Source organism: Mycolicibacterium tokaiense (genome assembly GCF_010725885.1).
GTDB lineage: Bacteria > Actinomycetota > Actinomycetes > Mycobacteriales > Mycobacteriaceae > Mycobacterium > Mycobacterium tokaiense.
In genome coordinates, this window is sequence record NZ_AP022600.1 from 4,214,963 (window position 1) to 4,241,468 (window position 26,506).

Below are 26,506 nucleotides of genomic sequence, written 5' to 3' on the forward strand. Positions count from 1 at the left end.
CGGTCATGCATCGACTGTCGCGGAGAAACGTCCTGGCCGGAGGCCTCACCCTGACGGCGATGGCCGCGCTGAGTGCACCTCTGGCGCGCGCCGAGGCGGCCCCGGCAGCCGAGCGGCTGGCCGAACTGGAGCGGCGCCACAACGCGATGGTGGGGCTGTACGCCGTCGACCTGCAGACCGGGCGGACGTTGGTACACCGCGAGAACGAGCGGTTTGCGGTGTGTTCGACGTTCAAGGCCTATCTGGCTGCCCGCACGTTGCAGGCGGCGGCGCGTGGTGAATTCGCGATGACCGACACCGTGACCGTCCGCGCCGAAGACCTGCTGCCGAATTCACCGGTCACCGAGACCCGGGTCGGACACACCATCACGCTGGCCGAGCTGTGCGCGGCCGTGCTGCAGGTCAGCGACAACGCCGGCGCCAACTACCTGTTGCACCAGATCGGCGGTCCGCCGGCCATCACGGAATTCGCCCGCAGCATCGGCGATCAGGAGACCCGGCTCGATCGCTGGGAGACCGAGTTGAACTCCGCGGTGCCCGGGGATCCGCGCGACACCAGCACCCCGACAGCGCTGGGCAACGGTTTCCGGGCGCTGATCACCGGGGATGCCCTCGAGCCGCAGGCCCGCACGCAACTGATGGACTGGATGCTGGCCAACACCACGTCGAGCCTGCGCCCGGGGCTACCAGCTGACTGGACGTTCGCCGACAAGACCGGCAGCGGCGATTACGGCACCACCAACGACATCGGCGTGGCCTTCGGTCCCGACGGGCGCGCGGTGCTGCTGTCGGTGATGCTGCGCTCGGCCTCCGACGACCCCGACGCCGAGGGCTTCCGTCCGGTCATGCCGGAGATCGCGACCCTGGTGCTACAGAACCTCTGAGGCTAGACAAGTCTGCGCGAGTCGTCGCGGCGCAGTACGAAGAAATACGGACGCGACGAGCCGCGCAGGTCCATCGCGCCGATCACGGCGTCCTCGGACAGCTGCCGGAACACGTCGCTGATGGGCAGCTGGTCGTAGATCATCGTGGCGGTGTCGGTACCGCGGTAGCGGGTGGTGCGCAGCCGGGCCTTCGGGGCGCGGGTCTGCAACACCGACCGCATGGTGGAGATCGGTTTCTTGAACGACCGGCTCTTGACCCCGGGTAGCTTCGCGGCCACCCCGAGGCCGCCGAACGCCAGCACCGGATTGAGTGCCCACAGCCCGGCGCCGTCCGCGGTGGGGAACAGCAGCGGGTGCACGGTCTCGGAGTCGAGGAACTGCTTGCCCCACCAGCCGCTGGCGGCCAGGAACCCGTCGAGGGGGTGGCCGGTGGGCAGTTCGGCGCCGTGCCAGGTGCCGATCATGAACTCCGGAGCCACCGGCGGGGCGGCGTCGAAGACGGCCAGCGCCTCGGCAGTGGTGGTGGGTGCGCTCGGGAGGACGTCACTCAGCATCATGGCTCCACCATACTTGACACCTGTCAATTGACGATCGGGTGTGGGAAACGACATCGCCCGGCCGGCTTGTCAGCCGACCGGGCGAGTTGCGGAGCGAATGGTCTAGAGCACCGAGGCGGGATCGGTGAACGGCAGCTCCAGATCGGTGGCCACCTGTTCCGACAGCAGCGCACCTTCGTGAGTGGACAGGCCCTTGGCCAGTGCGGCGTCGGTCCTGCAGGCCTCCTGCCAGCCCTTGTCGGCGAGCTTGAGCACGTACGGCATGGTCGAGTTGGTGAGCGCGAAGGTGGAGGTGCGCGGCACCGAGCCCGGCATGTTGGCCACGCAGTAGAACACCGTGTCGTGCACGGTGAACGTCGGGTCGTCGTGCGTGGTGGGCCGGGAATCCTCGAAGCAGCCGCCCTGGTCGATGGCGATGTCGACCAGCACAGCGCCCGACTTCATCTGTGCCACTGTCGAATTGGTGATCAGCTTGGGGGCCTTGGCGCCAGGTACCAGCACGGCGCCGATCACCAGGTCGGCGGCGGTGACGGCGGCCTCGAGATCGAGCGCTGATGAGTAGCGCGTGGCGATGGTGCCGCCGAATTCGGCGTCGATCTTGCGCAGCGTGTTGATGTTCAGGTCGAAGACGGTGACCGCCGCGCCCATGCCCTTGGCCACCCGCGCGGCGTTGACGCCGGCCATGCCGCCACCGATCACCACGACGTTGGCCGCGGCGACACCGGGCACGCCGCCCATCAGGACACCGCGTCCACCCTGGGTGCGCATCAGGTGGTAGGCGCCCACCTGGGCGGACAGTCGGCCGGCGACCTCACTCATCGGCGCCAGCAGGGGCAAGGCCCCGTCGGCGGTCTGCACGGTCTCGTAGGCGATGGAGGTGGTGCCCGAGGCCAGCAGGGCGTCGGTGCACGGCTTGGACGCGGCCAGGTGCAGATACGTGAACAGGGTCTGGCCCTTGCGCATCCGGGCGTACTCGGCCTCGATCGGTTCTTTCACCTTCAGCAGGAGGTCGGACTCGGCCCACACCTGCTCGGCGCCGGTCACGATCTCGGCGCCCGCGGCCTTGAAATCGGTGTCGGCGATGGCGGATCCCTCGCCGGCGCCGGCCTGGACGGCGACATCGTGGCCGCGGCGGACGAGTTCGGCCACACCCGCGGGGGTGATGGCGACGCGGAACTCGTTGTTCTTGATCTCGGTCGGGATGCCGACGCGCATGATCACTCCTGTGTGTGGGGCTGTCTGGTTGTCATCAATTTTGAAGAAACATCGATCGGATGGCAACGATCTCGACGATGATTCGCTAGGTTGCTTACATGGCAGAAGAATCGGCGGGAATGCGCGATCGTGGACCGTCCACGTCGAAGGATGTTCGGCCTGGTGATCTCGACGAGGTGGACCGGCGGATTCTCAACGTCCTGCATGGTGATGCGCGCATCTCCAACAGCGCCCTGGCCGAGGCGGTCGGGATCGCGGCGTCGACCTGCCACGGCCGGGTGCGGCGGTTGCAAGAGCTGGGGGTGATCCGGGGCTTCTACACCGACATCGATCCCGCAGCCGTCGGGCTCTCGCTGCAGGCCATGATCTCGGTGAGCCTGCAGTCCAACGCCCGCGGCAAGATCCGGCACTTCATCGGACAGATCCGGCGCAAGCCTCAGGTGATGGACGTCTACTTCCTGGCCGGCGCCGACGATTTCATCCTGCACGTCGCTGCCCGCGACATCAACGACCTGCGGGCCTTCGTGGTGGAGAACCTCAACGCCGATACCGACGTGGCCGGCACCCAGACCTCGCTGATCTTCGAGCATCTGCGTGGTGCCGCGCCGCTGTGACCGCCGTGCGTCAGTTCAGCGGAATGTTGTTGTCGCCCTTGCTCTTCTGATACTGGTCCGACATCGCGTCGTATTGCCTGCGGATACGGTCACGCTGTGCTGAGAGCTCCGGCTGGTCCACGGCCGCGATGAGGTCATCGATCGCATAGGCCGTCCAGAACTCATTGCGCCGGCGATAACCACCGGGTTCGAGACCGAACAGCTCCTTGAGGATCACCAGGTCGTGTGGGATGGCGAACGCGTCGCGGGAGTCCTCGTGGCTGTAGAAGTAGTAGAAGTTGTCGAATCCCGCCCAGGTGATCGCCGACATGCACAGGGTGCAGGGCTCGTGAGTGGTCAGAAAGATCAGCTCCCTGGTCGACGGACGCTCGGGCCGCTCGTAGAACTGGCGCAGGGTATTGATCTCGCCGTGCCACAGGGGATTGTCGGTCTCGTCGTTGGTGCCTGCGATGACCAGGGACAGGTCCGATTTGCGCAGCAGCGCCGCGCCGAAAACTTTGTTTCCGGCAGCGACGCCGCGTTCGGTCAGGGGCACGATCTCGTTCTCGATGACGTCGAGCAGTCGCGCCACCATCGCGCTGGATGTCTGGTCGGGCATGGAGAACCCTAACGTCGCGGGGCCGGCTGCGCTGGCTGGCCGGACCGTCTCAGAAGCTGGTATCCAGCGACCGCTCGCGCCAGGGGGCCAGGTCGGCGGCATCGGAGGCCACCCGGCCCTCGGTCGCAGCAACGGCGTCCGGGCCGATCGGCAGCCGGGTCGGCGGATCGCCCGCGGTCACCACGTCGAAGACCAGCGCTGCCAGCTTGGCGGGGTCACCTTCCTGGGTCTGGTTCATCGGCCCGATCCCGGCCAGGGTCTCGCGCGCCGGGCTGCCGTCGTAGTCGGCGATCGCACCGTCATCCTCGGGCGTCCACACCGTGTCGGATTCCAGGAAGTCGGTGCGGAACGCGCCCGGTTCGATGGCCAGTACCGAGATGCCCAACGGGGCCAGATCGTGGCGCAGCCCGGCAGTCAACCCTTCGACGGCGAACTTGGTGGCGTTGTACATCGACGACGCCGGGAAGCCGACCACCCCGCCTGCGGAGCTGACGTTGACGATGGTTCCGGATCGCTGGGCGCGCAGGGTCGGCAGGACGGCGCGGATGACGTCGATGGTGGCGAAGACGTTGAGATCGAACTGATCACGAATCTGCTTGTCTCCCATCTCTTCCAGCACGCCCAGCAGGGCGCGGCCGGCGTTGTTGACCACCACGTCGATCCGGCCGAAGCGCTCGACCGCGGCCCTCACCGCCCGCTCGATCTGCGCGGGCTCGGTGACGTCGAGGGGCAGGGGGAGCAGACCATCGTCGCTGCCCAGTGCATCGGTGACCTTCTGCGGGTCACGGGCGGTGGCTGCGACCTGGTCTCCCTGCTCCAGAGCGTGCCGGGCGATCGCGGCACCCAGTCCTTGTGATGATCCGGTGATGAACCACGTGGTCATGCTTCCTCCTGAAGTAAGTAGACTCTTACATCTAAATGTATGAACCCTCTTACATCCTGTCAAGGAGGTGCTATTACTAGTGCATGGCACGCTCCACCTACCACCACGGCGATCTGCGTGCCGCGCTGATCGACGCCGGGCTGGAGATGGTGGCGGCCAACGGGATCGCAGCGCTGTCGGTGGCCGACGCCGCCAAGCGCGCCGGTGTCAGCGCGGCGGCACCGTACCGGCACTTTCCGAATCGCAAGGCGTTCCTGGCCGCCGTCACCACCGCCGCGGCGCAGGAATTCGGCGCTGAGGTGCAGGCGGCCGTCGACAAGGTGGCCGGCGATGATCCGCTGGACCTGATGGAGGCCACCGCGCAGGCCTATGTGCGGTTTGTGATCCGGCGACGCATCGGCTGGGACGTGATCTTCGGCAACGACTTACGCGACCTGCCCGACGCGGACCTGGCCGTCACCCGTTCACTCAGCGACGCCTTCCTGGCGCCGGCACTGGAGGTCACCGCCGGCGACGTCCCCGCGGCGCTGCGGCTGGTGGAACACGAGATCGCCGCGTGTCACGGGTATGCCAGCCTGTACCTGGCCGGGATGTTCGACCCGAAGTACCCCGAAGTCGACAGGGCTGCCACCCAGGCCGGCCTCATCACCCGTGCCCTGGCCGAGGCGGCCCGTTTTCGCTGACTACGCTGCTGGGCATGCGAGTCGCAGTGCTGGGAGCACAGGGCAAGGTCGGGGCCACCATGGTGGCGGCGGTGCAGGAGGCCGACGATCTGGAACTGTCGGCCGGCGTCGACGCCGGGGATCCGCTGTCCACCCTGACCGACAGCGGCACCGAGGTGGTCATCGACTTCACCCATCCGAGCGTGGTGATGGACAACCTGAAGTTCCTGATCGACAACGGGATCCACGCCGTCGTCGGCACCACCGGCTTCACCGACGAGCGCATCGACCAGGTACGCAGCTGGCTGTCCGAGCGGCCCGGCAGCGCCGTGCTGATCGCCCCCAACTTCGCCATCGGCGCCGTATTGTCCATGCACTTCGCCAAGCAGGCCGCCCGCTTCTTCGAGTCCGTCGAGGTCATCGAACTGCACCACCCCCACAAGGCCGATGCCCCATCGGGCACCGCCGCGCGCACCGCCGCCCTGATCGCGCAAGCGCGTCAGGGCCTGCCGCCGAGTCCCGACGCCACCAGCACCGGCCTCGACGGCGCCCGGGGTGCCGACGTCGACGGCGTACGGGTGCACTCGGTGCGCCTGGCCGGGCTGATCGCCCACCAGGAAGTCCTGTTCGGCACCATGGGGGAGACGCTGACCATCCGGCACGACAGCCTGGATCGCACCTCGTTCGTGCCCGGTGTGCTGCTGGCGGTGCGCGCCATCGCGTCCCGGCCCGGGCTCACCGTCGGCATCGAACCCCTGATGGACCTCTGACGCCGTGCGGGCCCTGCGCACCCAGCTCCTGATCGGGTTCTTCTGCCTGGCCCTGGTCCTGTACTTCGTGATGCTGGGTCGCATCGCCGTGGCGCTGATCGCCGACGGGCGGCCGGCGCCGGTGGGTCTGGGGATCGCGCTGCTACTACTGCCGATCGTCGGGGCCTGGGCGATGTTCGCCACGCTGCGCGCCGGGTTCGCCCACCAGCACCTGGCCCGCCGGGCCCGTGAGGCGGGGATGGATCTCGATGTCAGCGACCTGCCGCGACGGGCGTCGGGCCGCATCGAACGCGACGCGGCCGACCAGCTGTTCGCCACCGTGCGTGCCGAACTCGACGCCGACCCCGACAACTGGGTGCGCTGGTACCGGGTGGCGCGGGCGTACGACTACGCCGGTGACCGCAGCCGTGCCCGGGAAGCCATGCGTACCGCCGTCGAGAAGGAGCGGCAGCAGCGGTGACCACGCTGCTGGTGGTCCACCACACTCCGTCACCGTCCACCCGTGAGGTGCTCGAAGCGGTGCTCGACGGCGCCAGGGACCCCGAGATTACCGGCGTCGACATCGTGGTCCGGCCTGCGCTGGCCGCCACGCTGCCCGACGCGCTGGCCGCCGACGGCTACCTGTTCGGCACCCCGGCCAACTTCGGCTACATGTCGGGCGCGCTGAAGCACTTCTTCGACACTGTCTACTACCCGATCCTGGATCACGTGGCCGGGCGGCCCTACGGTCTGTGGGTGCACGGCAACGACGACACCGCCGGCGCCGCGGCGGCCGTGCAGCGGCTGGCCACCGGGCTGGCGCTGCGCCCGGCGGCAGAGGTCCTGCACGTCACCGGCGATGTTGATGCCGACATGCGGTCACGCGCCCGCGAACTGGGCGGTACCCTCGCCGCGACACTGATGAACTAGGGGGAGCCGATGCCCGGTCTCGCTGAGATCGCCCTCGCGGGCGCGCCCATCGCCGGTGGCGCACTGTTGGGACTGGCGGCCGGGAACATGCGCGCGCCCGACGTGCGGGCGTTGATCAAGCAGGACATGGAGTTGCTGGAGCTGATACCGGCCGAGCAGGTGGAGCGGCGCGCCGAGCTGCAGCGGGTGATCGACCTGCGGATCGACGACCTGATCGCCGCGGTGGACAAGAACCGGGAGCTGCGCCAGATCGCCACCTCCTACCAGGGGAACTGGCGTGACATCGTGGTGTTCGTCTGCGCGGTCCTGTTCACCATCGTCTGGTGGAACGTCAGCCACAGCCGGTCCAACTGGCTGGTGATGTTCATCGTGCTGATCGTGCTGTGCGTCGTGGCAGCCGTCTACGCCGCCCGGGGTGTGCTGCGTGCCCTGGCCACCTACCTGCAGTCGCGGCGCCGGGCGCACGACACTCAGTAGTGGTAGGTGTCCGAGGGCGCCGGGGCGTGGGTTTCGGAGTCGTCGAACGGTGACTCCTCGATGCCGTAGGCCCGGGCCAGATCCAGGATCTTGTTGGCCCTGGCGATCCGGGGCAGGTCCGACCCGTTGCGGATCTCGCCGCCGTCGCGTTCGAATTCGGCGAAAAACTCCTTGGCCCAACTGATCTCGTCCTTCGACGGGGACAGCCCCTCGTTGACCGTGGCGCACTGATCCGGCGTCAGGCAGATCTTTCCGGTCATCCCGAACTCCGTGGACACCGCCGTGGCCTCGATGAGCCTGAGCGCGCTGGTACCGATGGTGGGCCCGTCGATGGCACTGGGCAGGTGGGCGGCCTTGGCTGCGATGGTGAACCGCGACCTGGCGTAGGCCAGCGTCGCCGGGTTGTCCCCGAAACCGGTGTCGCGGCGGAAGTCACCGATGCCGAAGGCCAGCCGGAAGGTTCCCTTGGCCGCGGCGATCTCGGTGATCCGCTCCAGCCCGCGCGCGGTCTCCACCAGCGCGACGATGGGGACACCGGGTAACCGCTTGGCAGTCTCCACCACATGGTCCACCGACTCCACCATGGCCAGCATCACCCCGCCGACGGACGTCCCGGACAGCAGTTCGAGGTCGTCGGCCCACCACTGGGTGCCGAAGCCGTTGACGCGCACCCAGTCGCTGTTGCCGTCGGCCAGCCAACGGGCCACGTTGTCCCGGGCCAGCGCCTTGTCCTTGGGCGCCACGGCATCTTCGATGTCCAGCACCACGATGTCGGCGCGGGAGCGCGCCGCGGCGGCGAAACGGTCCTGCTGGGCCCCGTTGACCAGCAGCCAGCTGCGGGCCAGCAGCGGGTCTATCCGTGAACCGGCGGGCTGGTCGTCGGAATGGGTCGGGTCCACCTGGTCATACACGGCGCCTATGGTCGCACGGTCACGGCAGCGCCGCGGCGAAGACCTCACGCATCGCGTCCCAGTGCCGCTGCGCTGCGGCCTCGTCATACGGAGCATTGTCGGGCACCGCGAAGCCGTGCCCGGCGTCGTAGACGACGACGGTGTGCTCGACGCCCGCCGCGGTGAGCGCCTTGTCCAGCGTCTCGGCGTCGTCTGCGGTGAACGACTGATCTTCGGCGGCGCCGGCCACGTAGACGCGGGCCTGGATCCGGTCGGCCCACCGGTGCGGGCTGTCGGCGTCGTCGGTGACCAGCCCGCCGCCGTGGAAGGACATGGCCGCCGCCACCCGGTCCGGGACACGGCCGGCGACGGTGATGGACGTCCGCCCACCCATGCAGTAACCGGTGGTGCCGAACCGCTCACCCCGGACGTCGGGGCGCGCGGCCAGATAGTCGAACAGGGCGCTGGCGTCGGTGGCCATGGCCTCGGGGGTGACCGAGCCGATCATCGCGAACAGCCGCTTGCGTTCGTCGGGGTCACCGAACACCGTGCCCATGTCGAACGGCGCCCAGTCGCCGCTGCGGTAGTACACGTCCGGCACCACCACCACATAGCCGTGGCCGGCCAGTTCGGCGGCCATCTGGTCGAAGGTGGGGCGGCGTCCGCCGGCGTCGGGATACATCACCACACCCGGCCACGGCCCGTCGCCGTCCGGGGTGGCGACGGTGACGCGGCACGTCCCGTCGGCGGTGGTCACGGTGTCGGTCGCGATCGGCATGGGATCCGTTGTACTCCGACACCGTGCACGTAAGCTGAGCGGGTGCCGATTGCCACTCCCTATGAGGATCTGCTGCGCCACGTGCTCGCCCACGGCACCCCCAAGTCGGACCGCACCGGGACGGGTACCCGCAGCGTGTTCGGCCACCAGTTGCGCTATGACCTGGGTGCCGGCTTCCCGTTGATCACCACCAAGAAGGTGCACCTGAAGTCCATCGTCTACGAATTGCTGTGGTTCCTGCGCGGCGACTCCAACGTGCGCTGGCTGCAGGAGCGCGGGGTTTCCATCTGGGACGAATGGGCTTCCGAGACAGGCGAACTGGGTCCGGTCTACGGCGTCCAGTGGCGGTCGTGGCCCACGCCGTCGGGGGAGCACATCGACCAGATCAGCGCGGCGCTGCAGTTGCTGCGCACAGATCCGGACTCCCGTCGCAACATCGTTTCGGCATGGAACGTCGGCGAGATTCCGCAGATGGCGCTGCCGCCGTGCCACGCGTTCTTCCAGTTCTATGTCGCCGAGGGCAAGCTGAGCTGCCAGCTGTACCAGCGCAGCGCGGACCTGTTCCTCGGGGTGCCGTTCAACATCGCGTCGTATGCGCTGCTGACGCACATGATGGCGGCCCAGGCCGGGTTGGGCGTCGGGGAGTTCGTCTGGACCGGCGGGGACTGCCACATCTATGACAACCACGTCGAGCAGGTGCGCACCCAACTCGGACGCGAGCCCAGGCCGTATCCGGAACTCGTTCTGGCGCAACGCGATTCGATTTTCGACTACACCTACGAGGACATCGAGATCAAGAACTACGATCCACACCCCGGCATCAAGGCGCCGGTCGCCGTATGACACTGAACCTGATCTGGGCGCAGTCGTCGTCCGGGGTGATCGGGCGCGACAACGGCATCCCCTGGCACGTTCCCGAGGACATGGCGCGGTTCAAGGAACTCACCATGGGTCATACGGTGATCATGGGCCGGTTGACGTGGGAATCCCTGCCCGAGAAGTTCCGGCCGCTGCCGGGCCGCAAGAATGTCGTACTCACCCGGCAAACTGACTTCATGGCTGACGGAGCAGATGTGATCACCTCGCTCGACGAGGTGGATTTCAGCGATGCGTGGGTGATCGGCGGTTCACAGGTCTACGGCCTGGCACTGCCCCACGCCACCCGCTGTGAGGTCACCGAGGTCGACATCGACCTGCGCCGCGAGGACGACGACGCGCTGGCTCCGATGCTCGACGAATCGTGGACCGGCACCGAAGGGAACTGGCAGGACAGCTCGTCGGGGCTGCGCTACCGGTTCTACAGCTACACCCGGTCGTGACGCTCACCCGGGCGCAGGCGCGCCGGGTTGCCGTCGCCGCACAGGGATTCACCGAATCCGCGCCCCGCGGCGCGGTGAACCGGGCTCACCTGCGCCGGCTCATCTCCCGCATCCAGGTGCTGCAGCTGGATTCGGTGTCGGTGGCGGTGCGCGCCCACTACGCGCCCATCTTCAGCCGGCTGGGCCCCTATGACCGCGACGTGCTGGACCGCGCCGCCTGGAGCCACAGCGCCAAGGCGCCGCGCCTGCTGGTCGAATACTGGGCGCACGAAGCGGCCCTGATGGCCGTGGAGGACTGGCCGCTGCTGCGCTGGCGGATGCGGCAGTACCGGCACGGGCGGTGGGGAACCGAGATCGTCGCCAAGAACCCACAGCTCGTCGACGACGTGGTGGCCGCGGTCACCGAGCTGGGGCCCGCCACGGCCGGCCAGATCGAGGCGTACCTGGAGTCCGAACCCCGGGGTCGGAAAGGTCCGTGGTGGGACCGCAGCGACACCAAGTGGGTGGCCGAGGCGCTGTTCGCCTCCGGCGTGCTGACCACGGCGACGCGGGTGGGCTTCGCCCGGCACTACGACCTGACCGAGCGGGTACTGCCCCCGCAGGTGCTCGCCCGTGAGGTCGACGACGCCCAGGCCGTGCGCGAGTTGACCCTGCGGGCCGCCGGTGCCCTGGGGCTGGCCACCGAAGCCGACATCCGGGACTACTTCCGACTGACCGCCGGGCAGGTGAAACCAGCGCTGGCGCAACTGGTTTCCGAGGGTGAGCTGGACCAGGTGCAGGTCGAGGGCTGGCCGGCGCCGGCGTATCTGCGGGCGGGGCAGACCGTGCCCCGCGCCGACCGGGGTACCGCGCTGCTGTGCCCGTTCGACCCGCTGATCTTTTTCCGGCCCCGGGTGGAACGACTGTGGGGATTCCACTACCGCATCGAGATCTACACCCCGGCACCCAAGCGCCAGTTCGGCTATTACGTGTGGCCGTTTCTGCTGGACGGCCAGCTGGTGGGCCGGGTCGACCTGAAGGCCGACCGGACGGCCGACGTCCTGCAGGTGGTGGGCGCGTTCACCGAAGACGGGCAGGACCGGGCGCGGGTGGCGCGTGCCCTGGCGGCCGAACTGTCCACCATGGCGCAGTGGCTGGGGCTGGGCGGTGTCGCGGTGGGCCGGCGGGGGGATCTGGTGCCTTCACTGCGGCCGTTGTTCTGACGCGGTGAATCTGTAGGCGCCCGCAGGCGTCTACAGATGCATGAGCGAATCATCCAGTGCTGTCGTCGACCCCGCATCGCCGGTGGATCCCGCACTTCTGCCCGCGCTGCTGCGGCCGGTCATCGAGGCCACCGCGCTGGAGAAGGAATTGCGCAGTGCCGCACCGCAACGCCTGCGGGACGCGTTGCGGGACTCCGGTGCGTTGCGGATGTTCACCCCGCGCGAATACGGCGGTAGCGAGACCCGGTTGACCACGGCGCTCGGGGTGTATGAAGGTCTCGGCCGGGTGGACGCCTCCACGGGCCTGCTCGTCTGGAACGCCAACTTCGGCTTCATCGCCGCCCTGCTCAGCGAGGCCGGCGCCGCCACCATCTTCGGAGGTGTTCAGGAGCCGATCCTGGCGAACTCCGGGCGCGTCGGCACCGCGGAACGAATCGCCGGTGGGTTCCGGCTGAGCGGGACCTTCCCCATCGTGACCGGCGTGACGCACGCGGACTGGCTGGTGGTGTGCGCCGTCGTCACCGAGGGCGGAGCGCCGCGTCTGGTCGACGGGGCGCCCGACCTGCGCCTGTGCGCGGTGCGTTCGGATCAGTTCACCGTGGACTACGCGTGGAACGTCACTGCCATGCGGGGCACCGGCAGTCACAACGCACAGATCGAGAATCTGGTGATCCCCGCCGATCTGGTGTCCGCGCAGCTGTCCGAACCCCCGCGGATCGACCGCCCCCTCTACCGCGGCTATCTGCCGGCCCTGGTCTTCGGCGGAGCCACCGCGGTGGCCCTCGGGGTGGCCAGATCGGCGATCGAAGAACTGATCGCACTGTCGGAGCGCACGTCGTCGACCACCACCGCGCAGCGCGCCGATGACCCGCATTTTCAGTACACCGTTGCCAAGTCGGACGCCGCGGTGGCCGCCGCACACCTGTTGCTCTTCGACGCCGCCGATGCGCTGTCCACGGCTGCCGAGCGCGGTGACGCCGTGACACTGCACCAGCGAGCCGCCTTCCGGGCGGCCATGAGCCACGCCGCAGAAGTCAGCAGACAGACGCTGGTGGCGGTGTACGAAGCGGCGGGATCGGCTGCACTGTACCGGCGTAACCCGATCGAGCAGATCTTCCGCGACGGGATGGCGACCTTGCAGCACGCCAACCATTCCCGGGTGTTCCTGGAAGCGGCCGGCCGGGTCTGGCTCGGCCGCGAGCCCGGGCTGCCGTTGTTCTGACACCGGTGAATAGTTCTGCTTGCGGGCACGTGTAAGACGGTGTGGCAGAGGCAGAAGGTATCGGTCCGCTCACGCAGTTCCTGCGGACCCACCGCGCTGCGGCGCGAGGAGGGTGGCGACCCTGGGCGTCCCGGCCACGCACCGGTCAGTCCGATCGCAACCCACCTGCGCTCAGGGCGGCCCGGAAATCTCCATCTGATCTCCAGGCCTTCGCCATGTAACGCGTTGCCGCGCCGGCAATCATGAACGCAGCCGAGAAACGCCGACGTTCGAACGAGAGTTGACATGACAATCTGTGCCAGTGCTGATGTGGCAACCGCCGAGCCCACTTTCGAGACTCAGGTGATGCCGTTGGCGGACGACCTGTTCCGCCGGGCCAGGATGTACACCGGCAACACCGCCGACGCCGAGGATCTGGTCCAGGAGACGCTCCTCAAGGCCTACCGTGCATTCCACACCTTCGGACAGGATCGCCATCTCAAGGCCTGGCTGCTGCGGATCATGCGGAATACCTGGATCAACAATTACCGGGCAGGGTTGAGTCGGCCGACGGAAGCGCTGGTCGGCGACGTCAGCGACGGGTATCTCGACACGGTCCCGCGGCGCGCGCAACACGAGAGTTCCGCTGAGCATCTTGCGCTGCTGGGCTTCGCCGATGAGGACCTGCTGTCGGCAGTGCTGGAACTCCCTGAAAAGCTGCGTCTGACACTGTATTACGTCGTCATTGTCGGGTTGTCGCATCGTGAGGTGTCAGCCGTGATGAAGGTGCCCGCCGGCACGGTGATGTCGCGGATGCACCGCGGCCGGCTGATGCTGCGGAAATCACTATCGGTGGCCGCGGCCGCGTGAGCTGACGGTGGGGGCATCTCGCGGCTCGCCGACGTCGTAGTCGGCTTGACCTTCCCGTAACGGGAAAGCAGACCGTGGCTCCGGACCATCCGGGGCCATGGTGTCGTGCCGAATTCACGTGGAAGTTCCTTGACAAAGTGAGGAATGCAGAATGCAATATATTGCGTTCCACACAGCAGCGGCCTACGTCGCTACTCCACCTCCCAGAAGGGCATGACATGTTGAAGACGGTTCTGACGATGACCATGGGCGTTGTGGCGACGATGTTCGCCGCGGGCACCGGCGGCGCTGCGGCGGAACCCGCGCCGCCGGCCAACCAGCCGACCGTGGTGCTGGTGCACGGCGCCTTCGCCGATTCGTCCAGCTGGAACGGCGTGGTCAGCAAGCTGGAAGCTGACGGTTATCCGGTGCTCGCGGTGGCCAACCCGTTGCGCGGCCTGGCCTCCGACGCCGACTATGTGCGCAGCGTGGTCGCCGGTGTGCCCGGCCCGGTGGTCCTGGCGGGGCACTCCTACGGCGGATCGGTCATGAGCCAGGCTGCCGACGGGCTGCCGAACGTCAAGGCGCTGGTGTACGTCGCCAGCTTCATCCTCGAGCCGGGGGAGAGCACCGGCGAACTGGCCGCCAAGTATCCCGGTGCCCAGCTCGGGACCGCACTCGACAGCGTGCCCTTCCCGCTGCCTGGCGGCGGCGAAGGCACCGACCTCTACATCAGGCAGGACCAGTTCCAGCGCGTGTTCGCTGCCGACGTTCCCGCCCACATCACCGCACAGATGGCTGCGACCCAGCGGCCGATCGCGGCGGCAGCGCTCGAAGAACCTGCCACCAAGGCGGCCTGGAAGACCATTCCGTCCTGGAACCTGATCACCACCCAGGACCTGGCCATCCCGGCGGAATCGATGCGATTCATGGGCCAGCGCGCCAACTCGCACAACGTCGAGATCACTGCGTCGCACGCAGTCACGGTGTCTGCGCCGGATGCGGTGGCCGATCTGATCAACCAGGCCGCCACCTCGACGCGCGACTGAGCGCACCCGCAGGGGAGGGCCGGCGAGCGATCGCCGGCCACCCCCGCCCGACACAGCCACGAGGAACCACGCTGTCGATGCTGCTGGTCGAACTGAACCACCACACTGAGCGCGCCACGCCCGCAACCGTTCTCGGGCCGTTCCACAGTGCGGGATCGCACTTCGACTTCATCCTGCAACGGCACCCTGAGCGCGCGCCGCCCACCACACCCGGGAACCGCACGGTCCCCGCCGATTCCGGAGGACACCCATGTCACAAACACCCGCCGACCGCTATGACTACGTGGTCATCGGCGCCGGTTCGGCCGGCTGCGCGCTGGCTGCCCGGCTCTCTGAAAACCCCTCGGCTCGAGTGCTGTTGCTCGAATCGGGTCCGGACGAAACCCGTCCGGAGATCACCACACCGGCCGCCTGGCCGACTCTGTGGGGTTCTGCGGTCGACTACGCCTACGACACTGTGCCCCAGCCGGGTACCGGCGGACTGCCCCACAACTGGCCTCGCGGGCACGTCCTCGGGGGTAGCGGCAGTCTCAACGCGATGGTGTTCCTGCGCGGGCATCCCAACGACTTCGATTCCTGGGCCAGAAAAGGCTGTGCCGGTTGGGACTACGATTCGGTGCTGCCCTACTTCCGGCGCATCGAGTCAGTGCCCGGGGCCGACCCGCGTTACCGCGGCACCGATGGGCCCATGGCACCCGCTCCGGTTTCGGCCGAGATGGCGAACCCGCTGTCGGGGGTTTTCCTCGACGCCGCGGCAGCTGCAGGCCACCCGCTGACCGACGATTTCAACGGCGCGGTCGCCGAGGGTGCGGGCTGGCACGATCTGTCGATCACGGCCGGCTCACGCCAGAGCACCGCGGTGGCCTACCTGAACCCGATCCGGCGCACCCGACCCAACCTCACCGTCTCGGCGCAGTCCCGGGTGCACCGCCTGCTGATCGAGGACAACCGGTGTGTCGGTGTCGAGGTGAACCAGGGCGGGCAGCTTCGTACCGTGCACGCCGATGCCGAGGTGATCGTCTCCGCAGGAGCAGTGGATTCCCCACGGCTGCTTCTGCTCTCCGGTATCGGACCGGCAGCCGAGCTCGAGGCGGTCGGCGTCCCCGTCGTCCATCACCTGCCGGGCGTGGGCAAGAACCTACACGACCACCCGCTCTGCGGCGTGGTATACGAGGCAGCTCAACCGATTCCGCCGGCGCAGACCAACCACGCCGAATCGTCGATGGTGTGGCGCAGCCACCCGTCGCTCCCGGGCCCCGACATGCAGCTGATGTTCATCCACGTCCCCTTCCATTCGCCGCATCTGGTGGCCCCGGCCAACAGCTACACCCTGGCGATCGCGCTGGTACCGGAGTCGCGCGGATCGATCCGTCTGGCCGGGCCGGACCCGGAGGGCACGCCGCTGATCGATCCGAACTACCTGGGGGAGGAGGCCGATGTCCGGCGCATGCTGCACGGTCTGCAGGTGGCGCGCGACATCGCGGCGGCCGAACCGTTCGCCCCGTGGCGGGGTCGTGAGGTGCTGCCCGGGCCGGGTGTCACCGATGAGTCGGATCTGCGAGAGTTCCTGGCCCGCAACACCGGAACCTACTACCACCCCGTCGGCAGCTGCGCGATGGGGACCGGAGAGGACGCGGTGGTGGGTCCTGATCTGCGGGTGCACGGCCTCGCCGGACTGCGGGTGGCCGACGCGTCCGTCATGCCCACGATTCCCACCGTCAACACCAACGCCGCCACGATCATGATCGGGGAGAAGGCAGCCGACCTCATTGCAGGTCACCACAACTGAGGTACGGACCGAACGCAGCCGCTGCGTTCGGTTGAGGGGGGAAGATGAGACCAGGGACGTTCGACGCCGATCACCAGCACTTCATCGCCGGGGCGCTACCGCTGCGGGAGGACCTGATGAGGGTTGCTCGTCGCTACACCACCAACGTCCACGACGCCGAAGACCTGGTGCAGGACACCATCATCAAGGCGTGGCTCGGATTCGGTTCGCGGACAAGCGATGCCAACCTGCGGGCGTGGTTGGTGCGCATCATGGTCAACACGTGGATCGACAATCATCGCAAGACCCGGAGCCGACCGCGCGAGGTGTTGGCCGGCAGCGTGTCCGACGCGGACGTCCCGGTGGAGCGGCAGATGCGTATGCAGGCACCGTCGGCGGAGGACACGGCGTTGGCGCGGATGCCGGACGACCAGTTGACTGCGGGGATGCGCACATTGCCGGCGCCGCTGCAGGTGGCCCTGTATTACGCCGAAGTGTGCCAGTTCCCGCTACGGCGGATCGCCGAGATGGAGCGTATCCCCGTGGGCACGGTGATGTCGCGGCTGCACCGAGCGCGCCGGCGGCTGCGCTCGGCGCTGCTCGGCGCCGCGGTGCCCAGCGCGACCAGTTGCGGGAAGGCGGCCGAGGCGCCGGATGCTATCTCGCCGGGAGGACGATGACCCGGAGCGTCTGCACGTCGTTGACGTACCGGGCGCCGGTGAGATCGCCGGGGACCACCAGGCGGGGTGCCGACAGCGCGGCGTCGTCCTCGCGGCACGCCAGCACCGCAGGCCGCGGCGCCGACGAGGCGGCGACCTCGCCCCACGACAGAGTGGCGGCATACCCGTCGGCGCCGGTGGCGACGATGGCGACGGTCAGGTTGGGGTGCTCGGGATCGGGGCCCGGCGCAGTCCCGGCCGCGGTGACCAGGTCCTCCACCGACGGGCCGACGTAGGTGTGCGCCTGTTCGCCCGCGTGGGTGCGAAACGTCACCGATTCGGTGCGAGTGGGCAAGGCGCACAATGCTTCCGGGGTGTAGGACCCCGGCGCCTGTACATCGCCGACGACACCGACCGCACCGGGCTGCGCGGGCTCTGCCCAGGCAGCGGGTGTCTGTGCCGGCAGGGCCGCCAGCACTGCTGCCACCGCAACCGCCGTCACGCGATTCGGTGTCCCTGTCAACGCGACCATCTGATGCCCCCCTGTGAACGGTCCCCGGCTGCAACCTATCAGGCCCGGCGCGGAAGTTGTTGCCACACCGGCACGCAACGGTGTACTAGGCTCACCGGGTGGCCGAGATCGCCCCGCTGCGGGTGCAACTGATTGCCAAGACGGAGTTCACCGCTCCTGCTGATGTGCCGTGGAGCACCGACGCCGACGGCGGCCAGGCGCTGGTGGAGTTCGCCGGCCGTGCCTGCTACCAGAGTTGGGACAAGCCGAATCCGCGGACGGCCACCAACGCCGGTTACCTGCAGCACATCATCGACGTCGGCCACTTCTCGGTCCTCGAACACGCCAGCGTCAGCTTCTACATCACCGGCATCTCGCGCTCGTGCACCCACGAGTTGATCCGGCACCGGCACTTCTCTTACTCACAACTGTCGCAGCGCTACGTCCCCGAAAACGAGTCCGAGGTGGTGCTGCCGCCGGGAATCGAAGACGATCCGGATTTGCAGCAACTGTTCGCCGACGCCGCCGACGCCAGCCGCGCGGCCTACACAGAGTTGCTGAGCAAGCTCGAGGACAAGCTCGCCGGTCAACCCAACGCCACCCTGAGGCGTAAACAGGCCCGGCAGGCCGCTCGGGCGGTGCTTCCCAACGCCACCGAGACCCGCATCGTCGTCACCGGCAACTACCGGGCCTGGCGGCACTTCATCGCGATGCGCGCCAGTGAACATGCCGACGTGGAGATCCGCCGGCTCGCGATCGCGTGTCTGCGCAGCCTGATCGGGGTTGCACCGGCGGTGTTCGCCGATTTCGAGATAGCGACCCTGGCCGACGGCTCCGAGGTGGCGACATCCCCGCTGGCCACCGAAGCGTGATCGGGTTGAAGGGCCGGGTAACCTTAGGCCCGTGAGCACCGGTGGGATAGACGCACAGGCACGGTTGGGAACCGTCCTGACTGCCATGGTGACGCCGTTTCACCCGGACGGCTCGCTGGATCTGCCCACCGCCAAGAAGCTCGCCGCCCATCTCATCGACTCCGGGTGTGACGGGCTGGTCGTCTCCGGCACCACCGGCGAGTCACCCACCACCACCGACGACGAGAAGCGGGCGTTGCTGGCGGCCGTCCTGGAGGCGGTCGGTGACCGGGCCCGCGTGATCGCCGGCGTCGGCACCTACGACACCGCGCACAGCATCCATCTGGCCGCGGCGGCCGCCGCCGAGGGCGCGCACGGGCTGCTGGTCGTCACGCCGTACTACTCGCGCCCGCCACAATCCGGGCTCATCGCCCACTTCACCGCGGTGGCCGACGCCACCGACCGTCCGGTGATCCTCTACGACATCCCGCCGCGATCCTCGATCCCGATCGAGTGGCCCACGCTGCGTGAGCTGGCCAGGCATCCCAACATCGTGGCGGTCAAGGATGCCAAGGGGGACCTGCACGGCGGCGCCCAGATCATGGCCGAGACCGGGTTGGCGTACTTCTCGGGCGATGACGCGCTGAACCTGCCCTGGCTCGCCATGGGTGCCACCGGCCTGATCAGCGTGTGGGGTCACCTGGCCGCCGGCCCGCTGCGCGACATGGTGACCGCGCTGCACTCCGGGGACCTGTCCACCGCCCGTAAGATCGCGCTCACCCTCGCGCCGCTGTGCGCGGCGCAGACCCACCTGGGTGGGGTCACCCTCGCCAAAGCCGGGCTCCGGTTGCAGGGCATCGACGTCGGCGAGCCGCGCCTGCCCCAGATGCCCGCCAACGGCGCACAACTCGAGACGCTGGCTGCCGATCTGCGTGCCGCCGGCCTGTTGCGGTGAGCAGGTGGACCGTACGTGAGCACTGAACTGGCACCACCAGGGCCGCTGGCATCCGGCGGTGTGCGCGTGACCGCACTGGGCGGCATCGGTGAAATCGGCCGCAACATGACGGTTTTCGAGCACCTGGGCCGGCTGCTGGTCATCGACTGCGGGGTCTTGTTCCCGGGCCACGACGAACCGGGTGTCGATCTGATCCTGCCCGACCTTCGTCACATCGAAGGCCGCCTCGACGACATCGAGGCGCTGGTGCTCACCCATGCGCACGAAGACCACATCGGCGCCATCCCGCACCTGCTCAAACTGCGTTCCGACATTCCGGTGGTGGGCTCGAAGTTCACCCTGGCGCTGGTGGCGGCCAAGTGCCGCGAGCACCGCATCAAGCCGGTGTTCGTCGAGGTGGCCGAGGGGCAGAGCAGCAGGCACGGAGTGTTCGAGTGTGAGTACTTCGCCGTCAACCACTCCATCCCGGACGCGCTGGCCATCGCCGTGTACGCCGGCGGATCCACTATCCTGCACACCGGTGACATCAAGCTCGACCAGCTGCCGCTGGACGGCAGGCCCACCGATCTGCCGGGAATGTCGCGCCTCGGTGATGCGGGTGTCGATCTGTTCCTCTGCGATTCCACCAATGCCGAGATCCCCGGCGTCGGACCGTCGGAAAGTGAGATCGGCCCGAATCTGCACCGATTGATCCGCTCCGCCGAGGGCCGGGTGATCGTGGCCTGCTTCGCCTCCAATGTCGCACGCGTGCAACAGATCATCGACGCCGCGGTGGCGCTGGGTCGCAAGGTCTCGTTCGTCGGCCGGTCGATGGTGCGCAACATGGCGATCGCCAAGGAACTCGGCTTCCTGACCGTCGCCGACGACGACGTGCTCGACATCGGCGCCGCCGAGATGATGCCCGCCGACCGCGTGGTGCTGATCACCACCGGTACCCAGGGCGAGCCCATGGCCGCCCTGTCGCGGATGTCGCGCGGTGAGCACCGCAGCATCACCCTCACCGACGGCGACCTCATCATCTTGTCGTCGTCGCAGATCCCCGGCAACGAGGAAGCGATCTTCGGGGTGATCGACGCCCTGGCCAAACTGGGCGCCCGCGTGGTCACCAATGCGCAAGTGCGCATCCATGTTTCCGGGCACGCTTATGCGGGTGAGCTGCTGTTCCTCTACAACGGTGTCCGGCCACGCAACGTGATGCCGGTGCACGGCACCTGGCGGCACCTGCGGGCCAACGCCGCGCTCGCCGAACAGACCGGTGTGCCTGCGGACTCGATCGTCTTGGCCGAGAACGGCGTCAGCGTTGATCTGGTGGGTGGCAAGGTCGCCATCTCCGGTGCCGTACCCGTGGGCAAGATGTTCGTCGACGGCCTCATCACCGGTGATGTCGGTGATGCCACCCTCGGTGAGCGCCTGGTGCTGTCGTCGGGATTCATCGCGGTCACGGTGGTTCTCCGCCGCGGCACCGGCAAGCTCGCCGGCCCGCCTCACCTGCATTCCCGTGGGTTCTCCGAGGACCCCAAGGCGCTGGAGCCGGCCGCGCGCAAGGTCGCCGCAGACCTGGAAAGCCTTGCCGAACAAGGGGTCACAGACGTGACCCGGATCGCCCAAGCTGCACGCCGCGCCGTCGGCAAGTGGGTCGGCGAGACCTATCGCCGTCAGCCGATGATCGTGCCCACGGTGCTGGAGGTCTGACTCAGTCCCTGCCGCCCGGGGGTTTGACCGGCCGTCGGAGTGGAGATAAGACCACCCAACGACAGGAGAGCGCCCGTGAACGTACCGTCCTGGCTGTGGGTGGCCACGATCGCCGGCATCGTGGGGCTGCTGCTGTTCGACTTCGTCTTCCATGTCCGCAAGGCACACGTGCCGTCGCTGCGGGAGGCGGCGGTGTGGTCGGCGTTCTACGTCGGTATCGCGCTCGTGTTCGGCGTGGCGCTGTTGGTGTTCGCCGGCCCGACCTACGGGGGCGAGTACTTCGCGGGATACGTCACCGAGAAGGCGCTCAGTGTCGACAACCTGTTCGTCTTCCTGATCATCATGAGCAGCTTCGCGGTGCCGCGTGAGGACCAGCAGAAGGTGCTGCTGTTCGGCATCGTCTTCGCCCTGATTGCCCGGACCGGCTTCATTTTCCTCGGTGCGGCGCTGATCAACCAGTTCGCCTGGATCTTCTACCTGTTCGGTCTGATCCTCATCCTCACCGCGGTCAACATGATCAAGGGGGAGCTGTCCGGGGGCGGGCACGGCGACGGTCAGAACTTCGTCGTCCGGTTGGCCCGGCGCTTCCTGCGGACCTCCGAGCACTACGACGGCGACAAACTGTTCACCGTCGAGAACGGCAAACGGGTGCTGACCCCGATGCTGCTGGTGATGGTGGCCATCGGCGGCACCGACATCCTCTTCGCGCTGGACTCCATCCCGGCCATCTTCGGTCTCACCCAGGAGACCTACATCGTCTTCACCGCCACGGCGTTCTCATTGATGGGACTGCGCCAGCTGTTCTTCCTGATCGACGGGCTGCTGGAACGGCTGATCTACCTGTCGTGGGGGCTGTCGGTGATCCTCGGGTTCATCGGCGTGAAACTGATCCTGCACGCGTTGCACGAGAACACGCTGCCCTTCGTCAACGGCGGTGAGCACGTCGCGGTGCCCGAGATCAGCACCGGCCTGTCCCTCGGGGTGATCCTGGGCGTCCTCGTCATCACCGTGGTGGCCTCGCTGTTCAGTGGCAAGGGCAAGGCCAAGACCACGATCGCCAACCTGCGCAGGCACCTCGACGAGTACCTCGACCTGGGCTACACGCAGGACATGGCCGAACGAGAACGGGTCTATCAGCGGGCGGTGGCCGAGGGCGAGCAATTCGGATCACTCGACCCGAAGTACCACTCCCTGGCCCAGGACGAGCCCGACCTGCTGGAGAAGATCGCCGAGGTGCGCCGCCGCCACGAACAGATGGAGGCGGGCAACCCCTGAGCGGCTCAGCGCTTGTTCACGAAGCCGGCGTCCACCGGCAGGGTGACGCCGGTGATGTAGCGCGCCGCATCCGAGACCAGCCAGGCCACCGCCTCGGCCACGTCCTCGGGCTCGAGGGCCTGCACCGGCAGCGCATTGGTCATGTCGGGGCCCTGGCCCGCTGACTGCTGGGCCAGGCCGTCGAGCCAGCTGCGGGTGAAATCGTTGTCGATCATCGGCGTGTTCACCCCGGCGGGGTGTATCGAGTTGACCCGGATGCTGTACGGGGCAAGCAGATTCGCATATGACCGCATCAGCCCGACGACGGCGTGTTTGGCGGCCGCGTAGCCCAGTGACCCGGCCATCGGTGCGGCCAGCCCCACCAGGCCGGCCACCGAACTGGTGAGCACGATGGACCCGCCCCGGCCCCCCTTGATCATCGGCTTCATCACCACGTCGACGGTGTGGAAGACGCCGGTGAGATTCACATCCAGGACGTCCTGCCAGGCGTTGTCGGCGGCCATGGGGGCGATTCCCGCGTTGGCGATGGCGATCTCGGGGGTGCCGAGTGCGTCGATACCCGCCCACAGGGCCGACTTCAGGGCTGTCCGGTCGCGGACGTCGGCCTCGGTGGCCACGATGCGCGCCCCGGTGTCCTCGACCAGTTTGACCGTAGCGGCCAGATCATCCGGGGTGGCCAGGGGATAGGGGACCGAGTCGATCTGAGCGCACAGGTCGACGGCGATGATGTCGGCACCCTCGGAGGCCAGCTTGACCGCGTGCGCGCGACCCTGACCCCGGGCCGCACCGGTGATGAACGCGACTTTTCCGTCCAAGCTGCCCATGTCAGTGCCGCACCGCGCCCTTGACGGGGTCCCCGGCGGGTACGGGTTGCAGCATCTTGATGTCCGGGGCCCCGTCGAGATGCGGACCGATCTCCCCGAACAGCCCGGTGACCCCGGGGGCGGTGCTGTGTGCCTTCAGCGCGTCGGCATCCGCCCACTGTTCGACGAAGACGAAGACGTTCTCGGCCTCGTGCAGTGCGTAGAGCTCGCATCCCGGCTCGTCGTGCACGGTGGCGATGGCGCGGGTGCAGGCGTCGCGCACCGTGTCCACGGATTCGGGTTTGACGGTGAACGTGGCGACGACGACGACCGGCATGCGTGCTCCTCGATGAGTCTGATGGCGTGATGGGACTTCGACCATATTCAGTGAACGTGCGTGAGGGCGCGGCTATCCCGTCTTCCGCTGCCGAGAGACCGGATCGTGACCAGAGTGGCGGATGGTGCAGTTGGGGTTGGTGCGACTAGGCTTACCGCTATGGCAAGTAAGACCGCCGCGCGTTCCGGGGGTAAAACGAGCAGGTCAAAGGCCACGTCGCGGCCGGCCCGCCCCGCTACGCCGCGTAAAAAGGCCCCCGCCCGCAAGCCGGCCAAGCAGGGTCCCGGCCTGGTCGGCGGCGCCGGCGTGGCCGTCGGGCGGGCCTCGCGCGCCGCCTGGCTGATGCTGGCCAAGGGCGCCGGCTCCACCGCGCGCTCGGTGGGACGCGCCCACGACATCGAACCCGGACACCGCCGCGACGGCGTGGCGCTGGCTCTGATCGGCGTTGCGGTCATCGTCGCCGCCGGCTCCTGGTTCGACGCAGCCCGTCCGGTCGGCGCGTGGATCGACACCGCACTGCGGGTGCTCGTCGGCGGTGCGGTGGTCTTGCTCCCGGTGCTCATCGCGGTCATCGCGGTGAGCCTCATGCGCACCGAGCCCAACCCCGAGACACGTCCGCGCCTGATCCTCGGTGCCCTGATGATCGGGCTCCCGGTCCTCGGGCTGTGGCACATCTGGTCCGGAGCGCCCAGCGCCCCGGCAGCCCGTCAGCAGGCCGCCGGGTTCATCGGTTTCGCCATCGGGGGCCCGCTGTCGGACGGTCTGACGGTCTGGATCGCGGCGCCGCTGTTGATCATGGGTGCGCTGTTCGGCCTGTTGTTGCTGACCGGTACCACCATCCGCGAGGTGCCCGCGACGTTGCAGGCCATGTTCAGTGCGCGGCTGGCCCGCGACGACGACGAGTACTACGACGACGACGAGTACGACGACGACCACGACGAGCGGGCCGCCGACGCCGACGACTTCTCCGACGGCTATTACGACGACCCGGTGCACCAGAGCGACGAGCCCGCGGCCTGGCCGGGCGGCTCGCCGATGGACAACTACCCGTTGGCCGAGCCGGTCGACGAGGCGCCGACAGCCCCGGAGCCGGTGGCGGTCAGGCCAGCCCGCAAGAAGCCCAAGGCCGAGCCGGCGCCTCCGCCGATGCCCAAGCAGGACACGCTGGCCCTGGACCGCGTCGTCGAGGGCCCGTATAACCTGCCCTCGCTGGACCTGCTGGTCGCCGGAGACCCGCCCAAGCTCAAGAGCGCAGCCAACGAGCAGATGGAAGACGCCATCACCTCGGTGCTGACCCAGTTCAAGGTCGACGCACGCGTGACCGGCTGCACCCGCGGCCCGACCGTCACCCGCTACGAGGTCGAACTGGGCCCCGGCGTGAAGGTCGAGAAGATCACCGCGCTGCAGCGCAACATCGCCTACGCCGTGGCCACCGAGAGCGTGCGCATGCTGGCTCCCATCCCGGGCAAGTCCGCCGTCGGTATCGAGGTGCCCAACACCGACCGCGAGATGGTGCGCCTGTCCGACGTGTTGACCGCACCGTCGACCCGTCGCGACCACCACCCGTTGGTGATCGGTCTGGGGAAGGACATCGAAGGCGACTTCATCTCCGCCAACCTGGCCAAGATGCCGCACCTGTTGGTGGCCGGCTCCACCGGCTCCGGCAAGTCCAGCTTCGTCAACTCGATGCTGGTCTCGCTGCTCGCGCGGGCCACTCCGGAGGAGGTCAGGATGATCCTGATCGACCCGAAGATGGTGGAACTGACCCCCTACGAGGGCATTCCGCACCTGATCACGCCCATCATCACCGAGCCCAAGAAGGCGGCCGCCGCGCTGGCCTGGCTGGTCGAGGAGATGGAGCAGCGCTACCAGGACATGCAGGCCTCGCGGGTGCGCCACATCGACGTGTTCAACGAGAAGGTCCGCAGCGGCGAGATCTCCGCGCCGTTGGGCAGCCAGCGCGTCTACAAGCCATACCCCTACATCCTGGCCATCGTCGACGAGCTCGCCGACCTGATGATGACCGCACCGCGCGACGTGGAAGAGGCGATCGTGCGCATCACCCAGAAGGCGCGCGCCGCCGGCATCCACCTGGTGCTGGCCACCCAGCGACCCTCAGTCGACGTCGTGACCGGCCTCATCAAGACCAACGTGCCCTCGCGGCTGGCATTCGCCACCTCGTCGCTGACCGACTCCCGCGTCATCTTGGACCAACCCGGGGCCGAGAAGCTGATCGGCATGGGCGACGGTCTTTTCCTGCCGATGGGGGCCAACAAGCCGATCCGTATGCAGGGTGCCTACATCTCCGATGAGGAGATCCACGCCGTCGTCTCGGCCACCAAAGACCAGGCCGAGCCGGAGTTCGTCGAGGGTGTCACCGCGGTCAAGGCCGGCGAGCGCAAGGACGTCGACCCGGACATCGGCGACGACATGGACGTCTTCCTGCAGGCCGTCGAGCTGGTGGTCTCGTCGCAGTTCGGCTCGACCTCGATGCTGCAGCGCAAATTGCGGGTCGGCTTCGCGAAGGCCGGCCGCCTGATGGACCTGATGGAGACCCGCGGCATCGTGGGCCCCTCGGAAGGCTCGAAAGCGCGCGAGGTCCTGATCAAGCCCGACGAGCTGGCCGGCACGCTGATGCTGATCCGTGGCGGTTCCGACGCCACCGGCGCCGACGCCGACGACGAGCCGGACTTCTAGACGGCTTCAGTGCCCGCTGGATCGAACCCAGTCAACAGAATCAGCAGGATCTGTCGACTGAGTTCGATCCAGCGAGGCTGTGGATGGGCGAATACCGATCG

At 68.1% G+C, this 26,506-nt stretch carries 29 protein-coding genes; 20 read left to right on the forward strand and 9 right to left on the reverse strand.

The features are described 5' to 3' along the window. The first annotated feature begins 5 nt into the window (after positions 1-5). Positions 6-884: a class A beta-lactamase gene (gene bla, locus G6N58_RS20540; protein ID WP_115281378.1), complete on the forward strand. Its 879-nt coding sequence runs from the start codon at positions 6-8 to the stop codon at positions 882-884. A 2-nt stretch (positions 885-886) separates the two neighbouring features. On the opposite strand, the gene G6N58_RS20545 is transcribed toward bla, so the two are convergent. Further along, positions 887-1,441 (reverse strand): DUF4334 domain-containing protein, encoded by a 555-nt coding sequence (locus G6N58_RS20545; protein ID WP_115277485.1) that lies wholly within the window; start codon positions 1,439-1,441, stop codon positions 887-889. A gap of 102 nt (positions 1,442-1,543) precedes the next feature. Beyond that, a complete protein-coding gene (gene ald, locus G6N58_RS20550; protein WP_115281377.1) occupies positions 1,544-2,656 on the reverse strand; it encodes an alanine dehydrogenase in 1,113 nt (370 codons plus the stop codon). Positions 2,657-2,754: 98 nt separating this feature from the next. On the opposite strand from ald, the gene aldR reads away from it, so the two are divergent. Continuing rightward, entirely contained in the window at positions 2,755-3,270 is a 516-nt protein-coding gene (gene aldR / locus G6N58_RS20555) for an HTH-type transcriptional regulator AldR (protein WP_068916454.1), read from the forward strand. A 10-nt stretch (positions 3,271-3,280) separates the two neighbouring features. On the opposite strand, the gene G6N58_RS20560 is transcribed toward aldR, so the two are convergent. Together G6N58_RS20560 and G6N58_RS20565 are read right to left on the reverse strand one after the other, a co-directional pair. Beyond that, positions 3,281-3,868, reverse strand: coding sequence for a tRNA-specific adenosine deaminase (locus G6N58_RS20560; RefSeq protein ID WP_115277484.1), 588 nt, complete (start codon positions 3,866-3,868; stop codon positions 3,281-3,283). Between the two features lie 49 nt (positions 3,869-3,917). After that, positions 3,918-4,751, reverse strand: a complete 834-nt coding sequence (locus G6N58_RS20565; protein WP_115277483.1) for an SDR family oxidoreductase — start codon at positions 4,749-4,751, stop codon at positions 3,918-3,920. Between the two features lie 83 nt (positions 4,752-4,834). Here G6N58_RS20565 and G6N58_RS20570 point away from each other — a divergent pair, with 83 nt between their 5' ends. Genes G6N58_RS20570 through G6N58_RS20590 form a run of 5 tightly spaced genes read left to right on the forward strand, consistent with a single transcriptional unit; the run spans position 4,835 to position 7,569 of the window. Continuing rightward, entirely contained in the window at positions 4,835-5,434 is a 600-nt protein-coding gene (locus G6N58_RS20570; protein ID WP_115277482.1) for a TetR/AcrR family transcriptional regulator, read from the forward strand. 14 nt (positions 5,435-5,448) lie between these two features. Further along, positions 5,449-6,183: a 4-hydroxy-tetrahydrodipicolinate reductase gene (dapB, locus tag G6N58_RS20575; RefSeq protein ID WP_115277481.1), complete on the forward strand. Its 735-nt coding sequence runs from the start codon at positions 5,449-5,451 to the stop codon at positions 6,181-6,183. Between the two features lie 4 nt (positions 6,184-6,187). After that, entirely contained in the window at positions 6,188-6,643 is a 456-nt protein-coding gene (locus tag G6N58_RS20580; RefSeq protein ID WP_115277480.1) for a hypothetical protein, read from the forward strand. Then, entirely contained in the window at positions 6,640-7,092 is a 453-nt protein-coding gene (locus G6N58_RS20585; RefSeq protein WP_115277479.1) for a flavodoxin family protein, read from the forward strand. The genes G6N58_RS20580 and G6N58_RS20585 overlap by 4 nt, the downstream gene beginning before the upstream one ends. A gap of 9 nt (positions 7,093-7,101) precedes the next feature. Then, positions 7,102-7,569 (forward strand): hypothetical protein, encoded by a 468-nt coding sequence (locus G6N58_RS20590; RefSeq protein WP_115277478.1) that lies wholly within the window; start codon positions 7,102-7,104, stop codon positions 7,567-7,569. Here G6N58_RS20590 and G6N58_RS20595 read toward each other — a convergent pair. Both G6N58_RS20595 and G6N58_RS20600 read right to left on the reverse strand, forming a co-directional pair. Further along, positions 7,563-8,480, reverse strand: a complete 918-nt coding sequence (locus G6N58_RS20595; RefSeq protein WP_494337752.1) for an HpcH/HpaI aldolase/citrate lyase family protein — start codon at positions 8,478-8,480, stop codon at positions 7,563-7,565. The genes G6N58_RS20590 and G6N58_RS20595 overlap by 7 nt on opposite strands. A 19-nt stretch (positions 8,481-8,499) precedes the next feature. After that, positions 8,500-9,237 (reverse strand): dienelactone hydrolase family protein, encoded by a 738-nt coding sequence (locus G6N58_RS20600; protein ID WP_115277476.1) that lies wholly within the window; start codon positions 9,235-9,237, stop codon positions 8,500-8,502. 42 nt (positions 9,238-9,279) lie between these two features. Here G6N58_RS20600 and G6N58_RS20605 point away from each other — a divergent pair, with 42 nt between their 5' ends. The 8 genes from G6N58_RS20605 to G6N58_RS20640 all read left to right on the forward strand — a co-directional run bounded on the left by G6N58_RS20605 (position 9,280) and on the right by G6N58_RS20640 (position 17,305). Continuing rightward, positions 9,280-10,080, forward strand: coding sequence for a thymidylate synthase (locus tag G6N58_RS20605; protein ID WP_115277475.1), 801 nt, complete (start codon positions 9,280-9,282; stop codon positions 10,078-10,080). After that, a complete protein-coding gene (locus tag G6N58_RS20610) occupies positions 10,077-10,556 on the forward strand; it encodes a dihydrofolate reductase (RefSeq protein WP_115277474.1) in 480 nt (159 codons plus the stop codon). Before G6N58_RS20605 ends, G6N58_RS20610 begins: the two co-directional genes overlap by 4 nt. Then, a complete protein-coding gene (locus tag G6N58_RS20615) occupies positions 10,553-11,758 on the forward strand; it encodes a winged helix-turn-helix domain-containing protein (protein WP_115277473.1) in 1,206 nt (401 codons plus the stop codon). The genes G6N58_RS20610 and G6N58_RS20615 overlap by 4 nt, the downstream gene beginning before the upstream one ends. A gap of 40 nt (positions 11,759-11,798) precedes the next feature. After that, positions 11,799-12,980, forward strand: a complete 1,182-nt coding sequence (locus G6N58_RS20620; protein WP_115277472.1) for an acyl-CoA dehydrogenase family protein — start codon at positions 11,799-11,801, stop codon at positions 12,978-12,980. Between the two features lie 285 nt (positions 12,981-13,265). Next, the gene (locus tag G6N58_RS20625) at positions 13,266-13,829 is read left to right on the forward strand and encodes a sigma-70 family RNA polymerase sigma factor (RefSeq protein ID WP_115277471.1); all 564 of its coding nucleotides are present in this window, start codon (positions 13,266-13,268) and stop codon (positions 13,827-13,829) included. 218 nt (positions 13,830-14,047) lie between these two features. Beyond that, positions 14,048-14,857, forward strand: coding sequence for an alpha/beta hydrolase (locus G6N58_RS20630; protein ID WP_115277470.1), 810 nt, complete (start codon positions 14,048-14,050; stop codon positions 14,855-14,857). 250 nt (positions 14,858-15,107) lie between these two features. Beyond that, the gene (locus G6N58_RS20635) at positions 15,108-16,646 is read left to right on the forward strand and encodes a GMC family oxidoreductase (RefSeq protein ID WP_115277469.1); all 1,539 of its coding nucleotides are present in this window, start codon (positions 15,108-15,110) and stop codon (positions 16,644-16,646) included. Between the two features lie 44 nt (positions 16,647-16,690). Continuing rightward, positions 16,691-17,305 carry a sigma-70 family RNA polymerase sigma factor gene (locus G6N58_RS20640; protein ID WP_115277468.1) on the forward strand — a complete coding sequence of 205 codons (615 nt, stop codon included), beginning with the start codon at positions 16,691-16,693 and terminating at the stop codon, positions 17,303-17,305. On the opposite strand, the gene G6N58_RS20645 is transcribed toward G6N58_RS20640, so the two are convergent. Then, a complete protein-coding gene (locus G6N58_RS20645; RefSeq protein WP_232067943.1) occupies positions 17,283-17,786 on the reverse strand; it encodes a molybdopterin-binding oxidoreductase in 504 nt (167 codons plus the stop codon). The genes G6N58_RS20640 and G6N58_RS20645 overlap by 23 nt on opposite strands. Positions 17,787-17,914: 128 nt before the next feature. On the opposite strand from G6N58_RS20645, the gene thyX reads away from it, so the two are divergent. From thyX to G6N58_RS20665, 4 genes are all read left to right on the forward strand, one after another. After that, on the forward strand, positions 17,915-18,667 hold the full coding sequence (gene thyX, locus G6N58_RS20650; protein ID WP_068916472.1) for an FAD-dependent thymidylate synthase: 753 nt from the start codon (positions 17,915-17,917) through the stop codon (positions 18,665-18,667). A gap of 31 nt (positions 18,668-18,698) precedes the next feature. Further along, complete coding sequence (dapA, locus tag G6N58_RS20655; protein WP_115277466.1) at positions 18,699-19,601, forward strand: 4-hydroxy-tetrahydrodipicolinate synthase; 903 nt, start codon at positions 18,699-18,701, stop codon at positions 19,599-19,601. Between the two features lie 15 nt (positions 19,602-19,616). Continuing rightward, a complete protein-coding gene (locus tag G6N58_RS20660; protein WP_068916474.1) occupies positions 19,617-21,293 on the forward strand; it encodes a ribonuclease J in 1,677 nt (558 codons plus the stop codon). Between the two features lie 75 nt (positions 21,294-21,368). After that, the gene (locus tag G6N58_RS20665) at positions 21,369-22,568 is read left to right on the forward strand and encodes a TerC family protein (RefSeq protein WP_115277465.1); all 1,200 of its coding nucleotides are present in this window, start codon (positions 21,369-21,371) and stop codon (positions 22,566-22,568) included. Between the two features lie 5 nt (positions 22,569-22,573). Here G6N58_RS20665 and G6N58_RS20670 read toward each other — a convergent pair whose 3' ends face one another. After that, on the reverse strand, positions 22,574-23,392 hold the full coding sequence (locus G6N58_RS20670) for a mycofactocin-coupled SDR family oxidoreductase (RefSeq protein ID WP_115277464.1): 819 nt from the start codon (positions 23,390-23,392) through the stop codon (positions 22,574-22,576). A gap of 1 nt (position 23,393) precedes the next feature. After that, complete coding sequence (locus G6N58_RS20675) at positions 23,394-23,708, reverse strand: putative quinol monooxygenase (protein ID WP_115277463.1); 315 nt, start codon at positions 23,706-23,708, stop codon at positions 23,394-23,396. 159 nt (positions 23,709-23,867) lie between these two features. On the opposite strand from G6N58_RS20675, the gene G6N58_RS20680 reads away from it, so the two are divergent. Next, the gene (locus G6N58_RS20680; protein ID WP_115277462.1) at positions 23,868-26,405 is read left to right on the forward strand and encodes an FtsK/SpoIIIE family DNA translocase; all 2,538 of its coding nucleotides are present in this window, start codon (positions 23,868-23,870) and stop codon (positions 26,403-26,405) included. The last annotated feature ends 101 nt before the right edge of the window (positions 26,406-26,506 follow it).

What these genes read in the sequence shown, in the direction of transcription:
- G6N58_RS20560 (WP_115277484.1), bottom strand. Translation starts at nt 3,868, where the DNA reads ATGCCCGACCAGACATCCAGCGCGATGGTGGCGCGACTGCTCGACGTC.
- dapB (WP_115277481.1), top strand. Translation starts at nt 5,449, where the DNA reads ATGCGAGTCGCAGTGCTGGGAGCACAGGGCAAGGTCGGGGCCACCATG.
- G6N58_RS20635 (WP_115277469.1), top strand. Translation starts at nt 15,108, where the DNA reads ATGTCACAAACACCCGCCGACCGCTATGACTACGTGGTCATCGGCGCC.
- G6N58_RS20570 (WP_115277482.1), top strand. Translation starts at nt 4,835, where the DNA reads ATGGCACGCTCCACCTACCACCACGGCGATCTGCGTGCCGCGCTGATC.
- G6N58_RS20545 (WP_115277485.1), bottom strand. Translation starts at nt 1,441, where the DNA reads ATGATGCTGAGTGACGTCCTCCCGAGCGCACCCACCACCACTGCCGAG.
- G6N58_RS20670 (WP_115277464.1), bottom strand. Translation starts at nt 23,392, where the DNA reads ATGGGCAGCTTGGACGGAAAAGTCGCGTTCATCACCGGTGCGGCCCGG.
- G6N58_RS20565 (WP_115277483.1), bottom strand. Translation starts at nt 4,751, where the DNA reads ATGACCACGTGGTTCATCACCGGATCATCACAAGGACTGGGTGCCGCG.
- G6N58_RS20625 (WP_115277471.1), top strand. Translation starts at nt 13,266, where the DNA reads ATGACAATCTGTGCCAGTGCTGATGTGGCAACCGCCGAGCCCACTTTC.
- G6N58_RS20610 (WP_115277474.1), top strand. Translation starts at nt 10,077, where the DNA reads ATGACACTGAACCTGATCTGGGCGCAGTCGTCGTCCGGGGTGATCGGG.
- G6N58_RS20640 (WP_115277468.1), top strand. Translation starts at nt 16,691, where the DNA reads ATGAGACCAGGGACGTTCGACGCCGATCACCAGCACTTCATCGCCGGG.
- G6N58_RS20630 (WP_115277470.1), top strand. Translation starts at nt 14,048, where the DNA reads ATGTTGAAGACGGTTCTGACGATGACCATGGGCGTTGTGGCGACGATG.
- bla (WP_115281378.1), top strand. Translation starts at nt 6, where the DNA reads ATGCATCGACTGTCGCGGAGAAACGTCCTGGCCGGAGGCCTCACCCTG.
- G6N58_RS20620 (WP_115277472.1), top strand. Translation starts at nt 11,799, where the DNA reads ATGAGCGAATCATCCAGTGCTGTCGTCGACCCCGCATCGCCGGTGGAT.
- G6N58_RS20590 (WP_115277478.1), top strand. Translation starts at nt 7,102, where the DNA reads ATGCCCGGTCTCGCTGAGATCGCCCTCGCGGGCGCGCCCATCGCCGGT.
- ald (WP_115281377.1), bottom strand. Translation starts at nt 2,656, where the DNA reads ATGCGCGTCGGCATCCCGACCGAGATCAAGAACAACGAGTTCCGCGTC.
- aldR (WP_068916454.1), top strand. Translation starts at nt 2,755, where the DNA reads ATGGCAGAAGAATCGGCGGGAATGCGCGATCGTGGACCGTCCACGTCG.
- G6N58_RS20675 (WP_115277463.1), bottom strand. Translation starts at nt 23,708, where the DNA reads ATGCCGGTCGTCGTCGTCGCCACGTTCACCGTCAAACCCGAATCCGTG.
- G6N58_RS20600 (WP_115277476.1), bottom strand. Translation starts at nt 9,237, where the DNA reads ATGCCGATCGCGACCGACACCGTGACCACCGCCGACGGGACGTGCCGC.
- G6N58_RS20680 (WP_115277462.1), top strand. Translation starts at nt 23,868, where the DNA reads ATGGCAAGTAAGACCGCCGCGCGTTCCGGGGGTAAAACGAGCAGGTCA.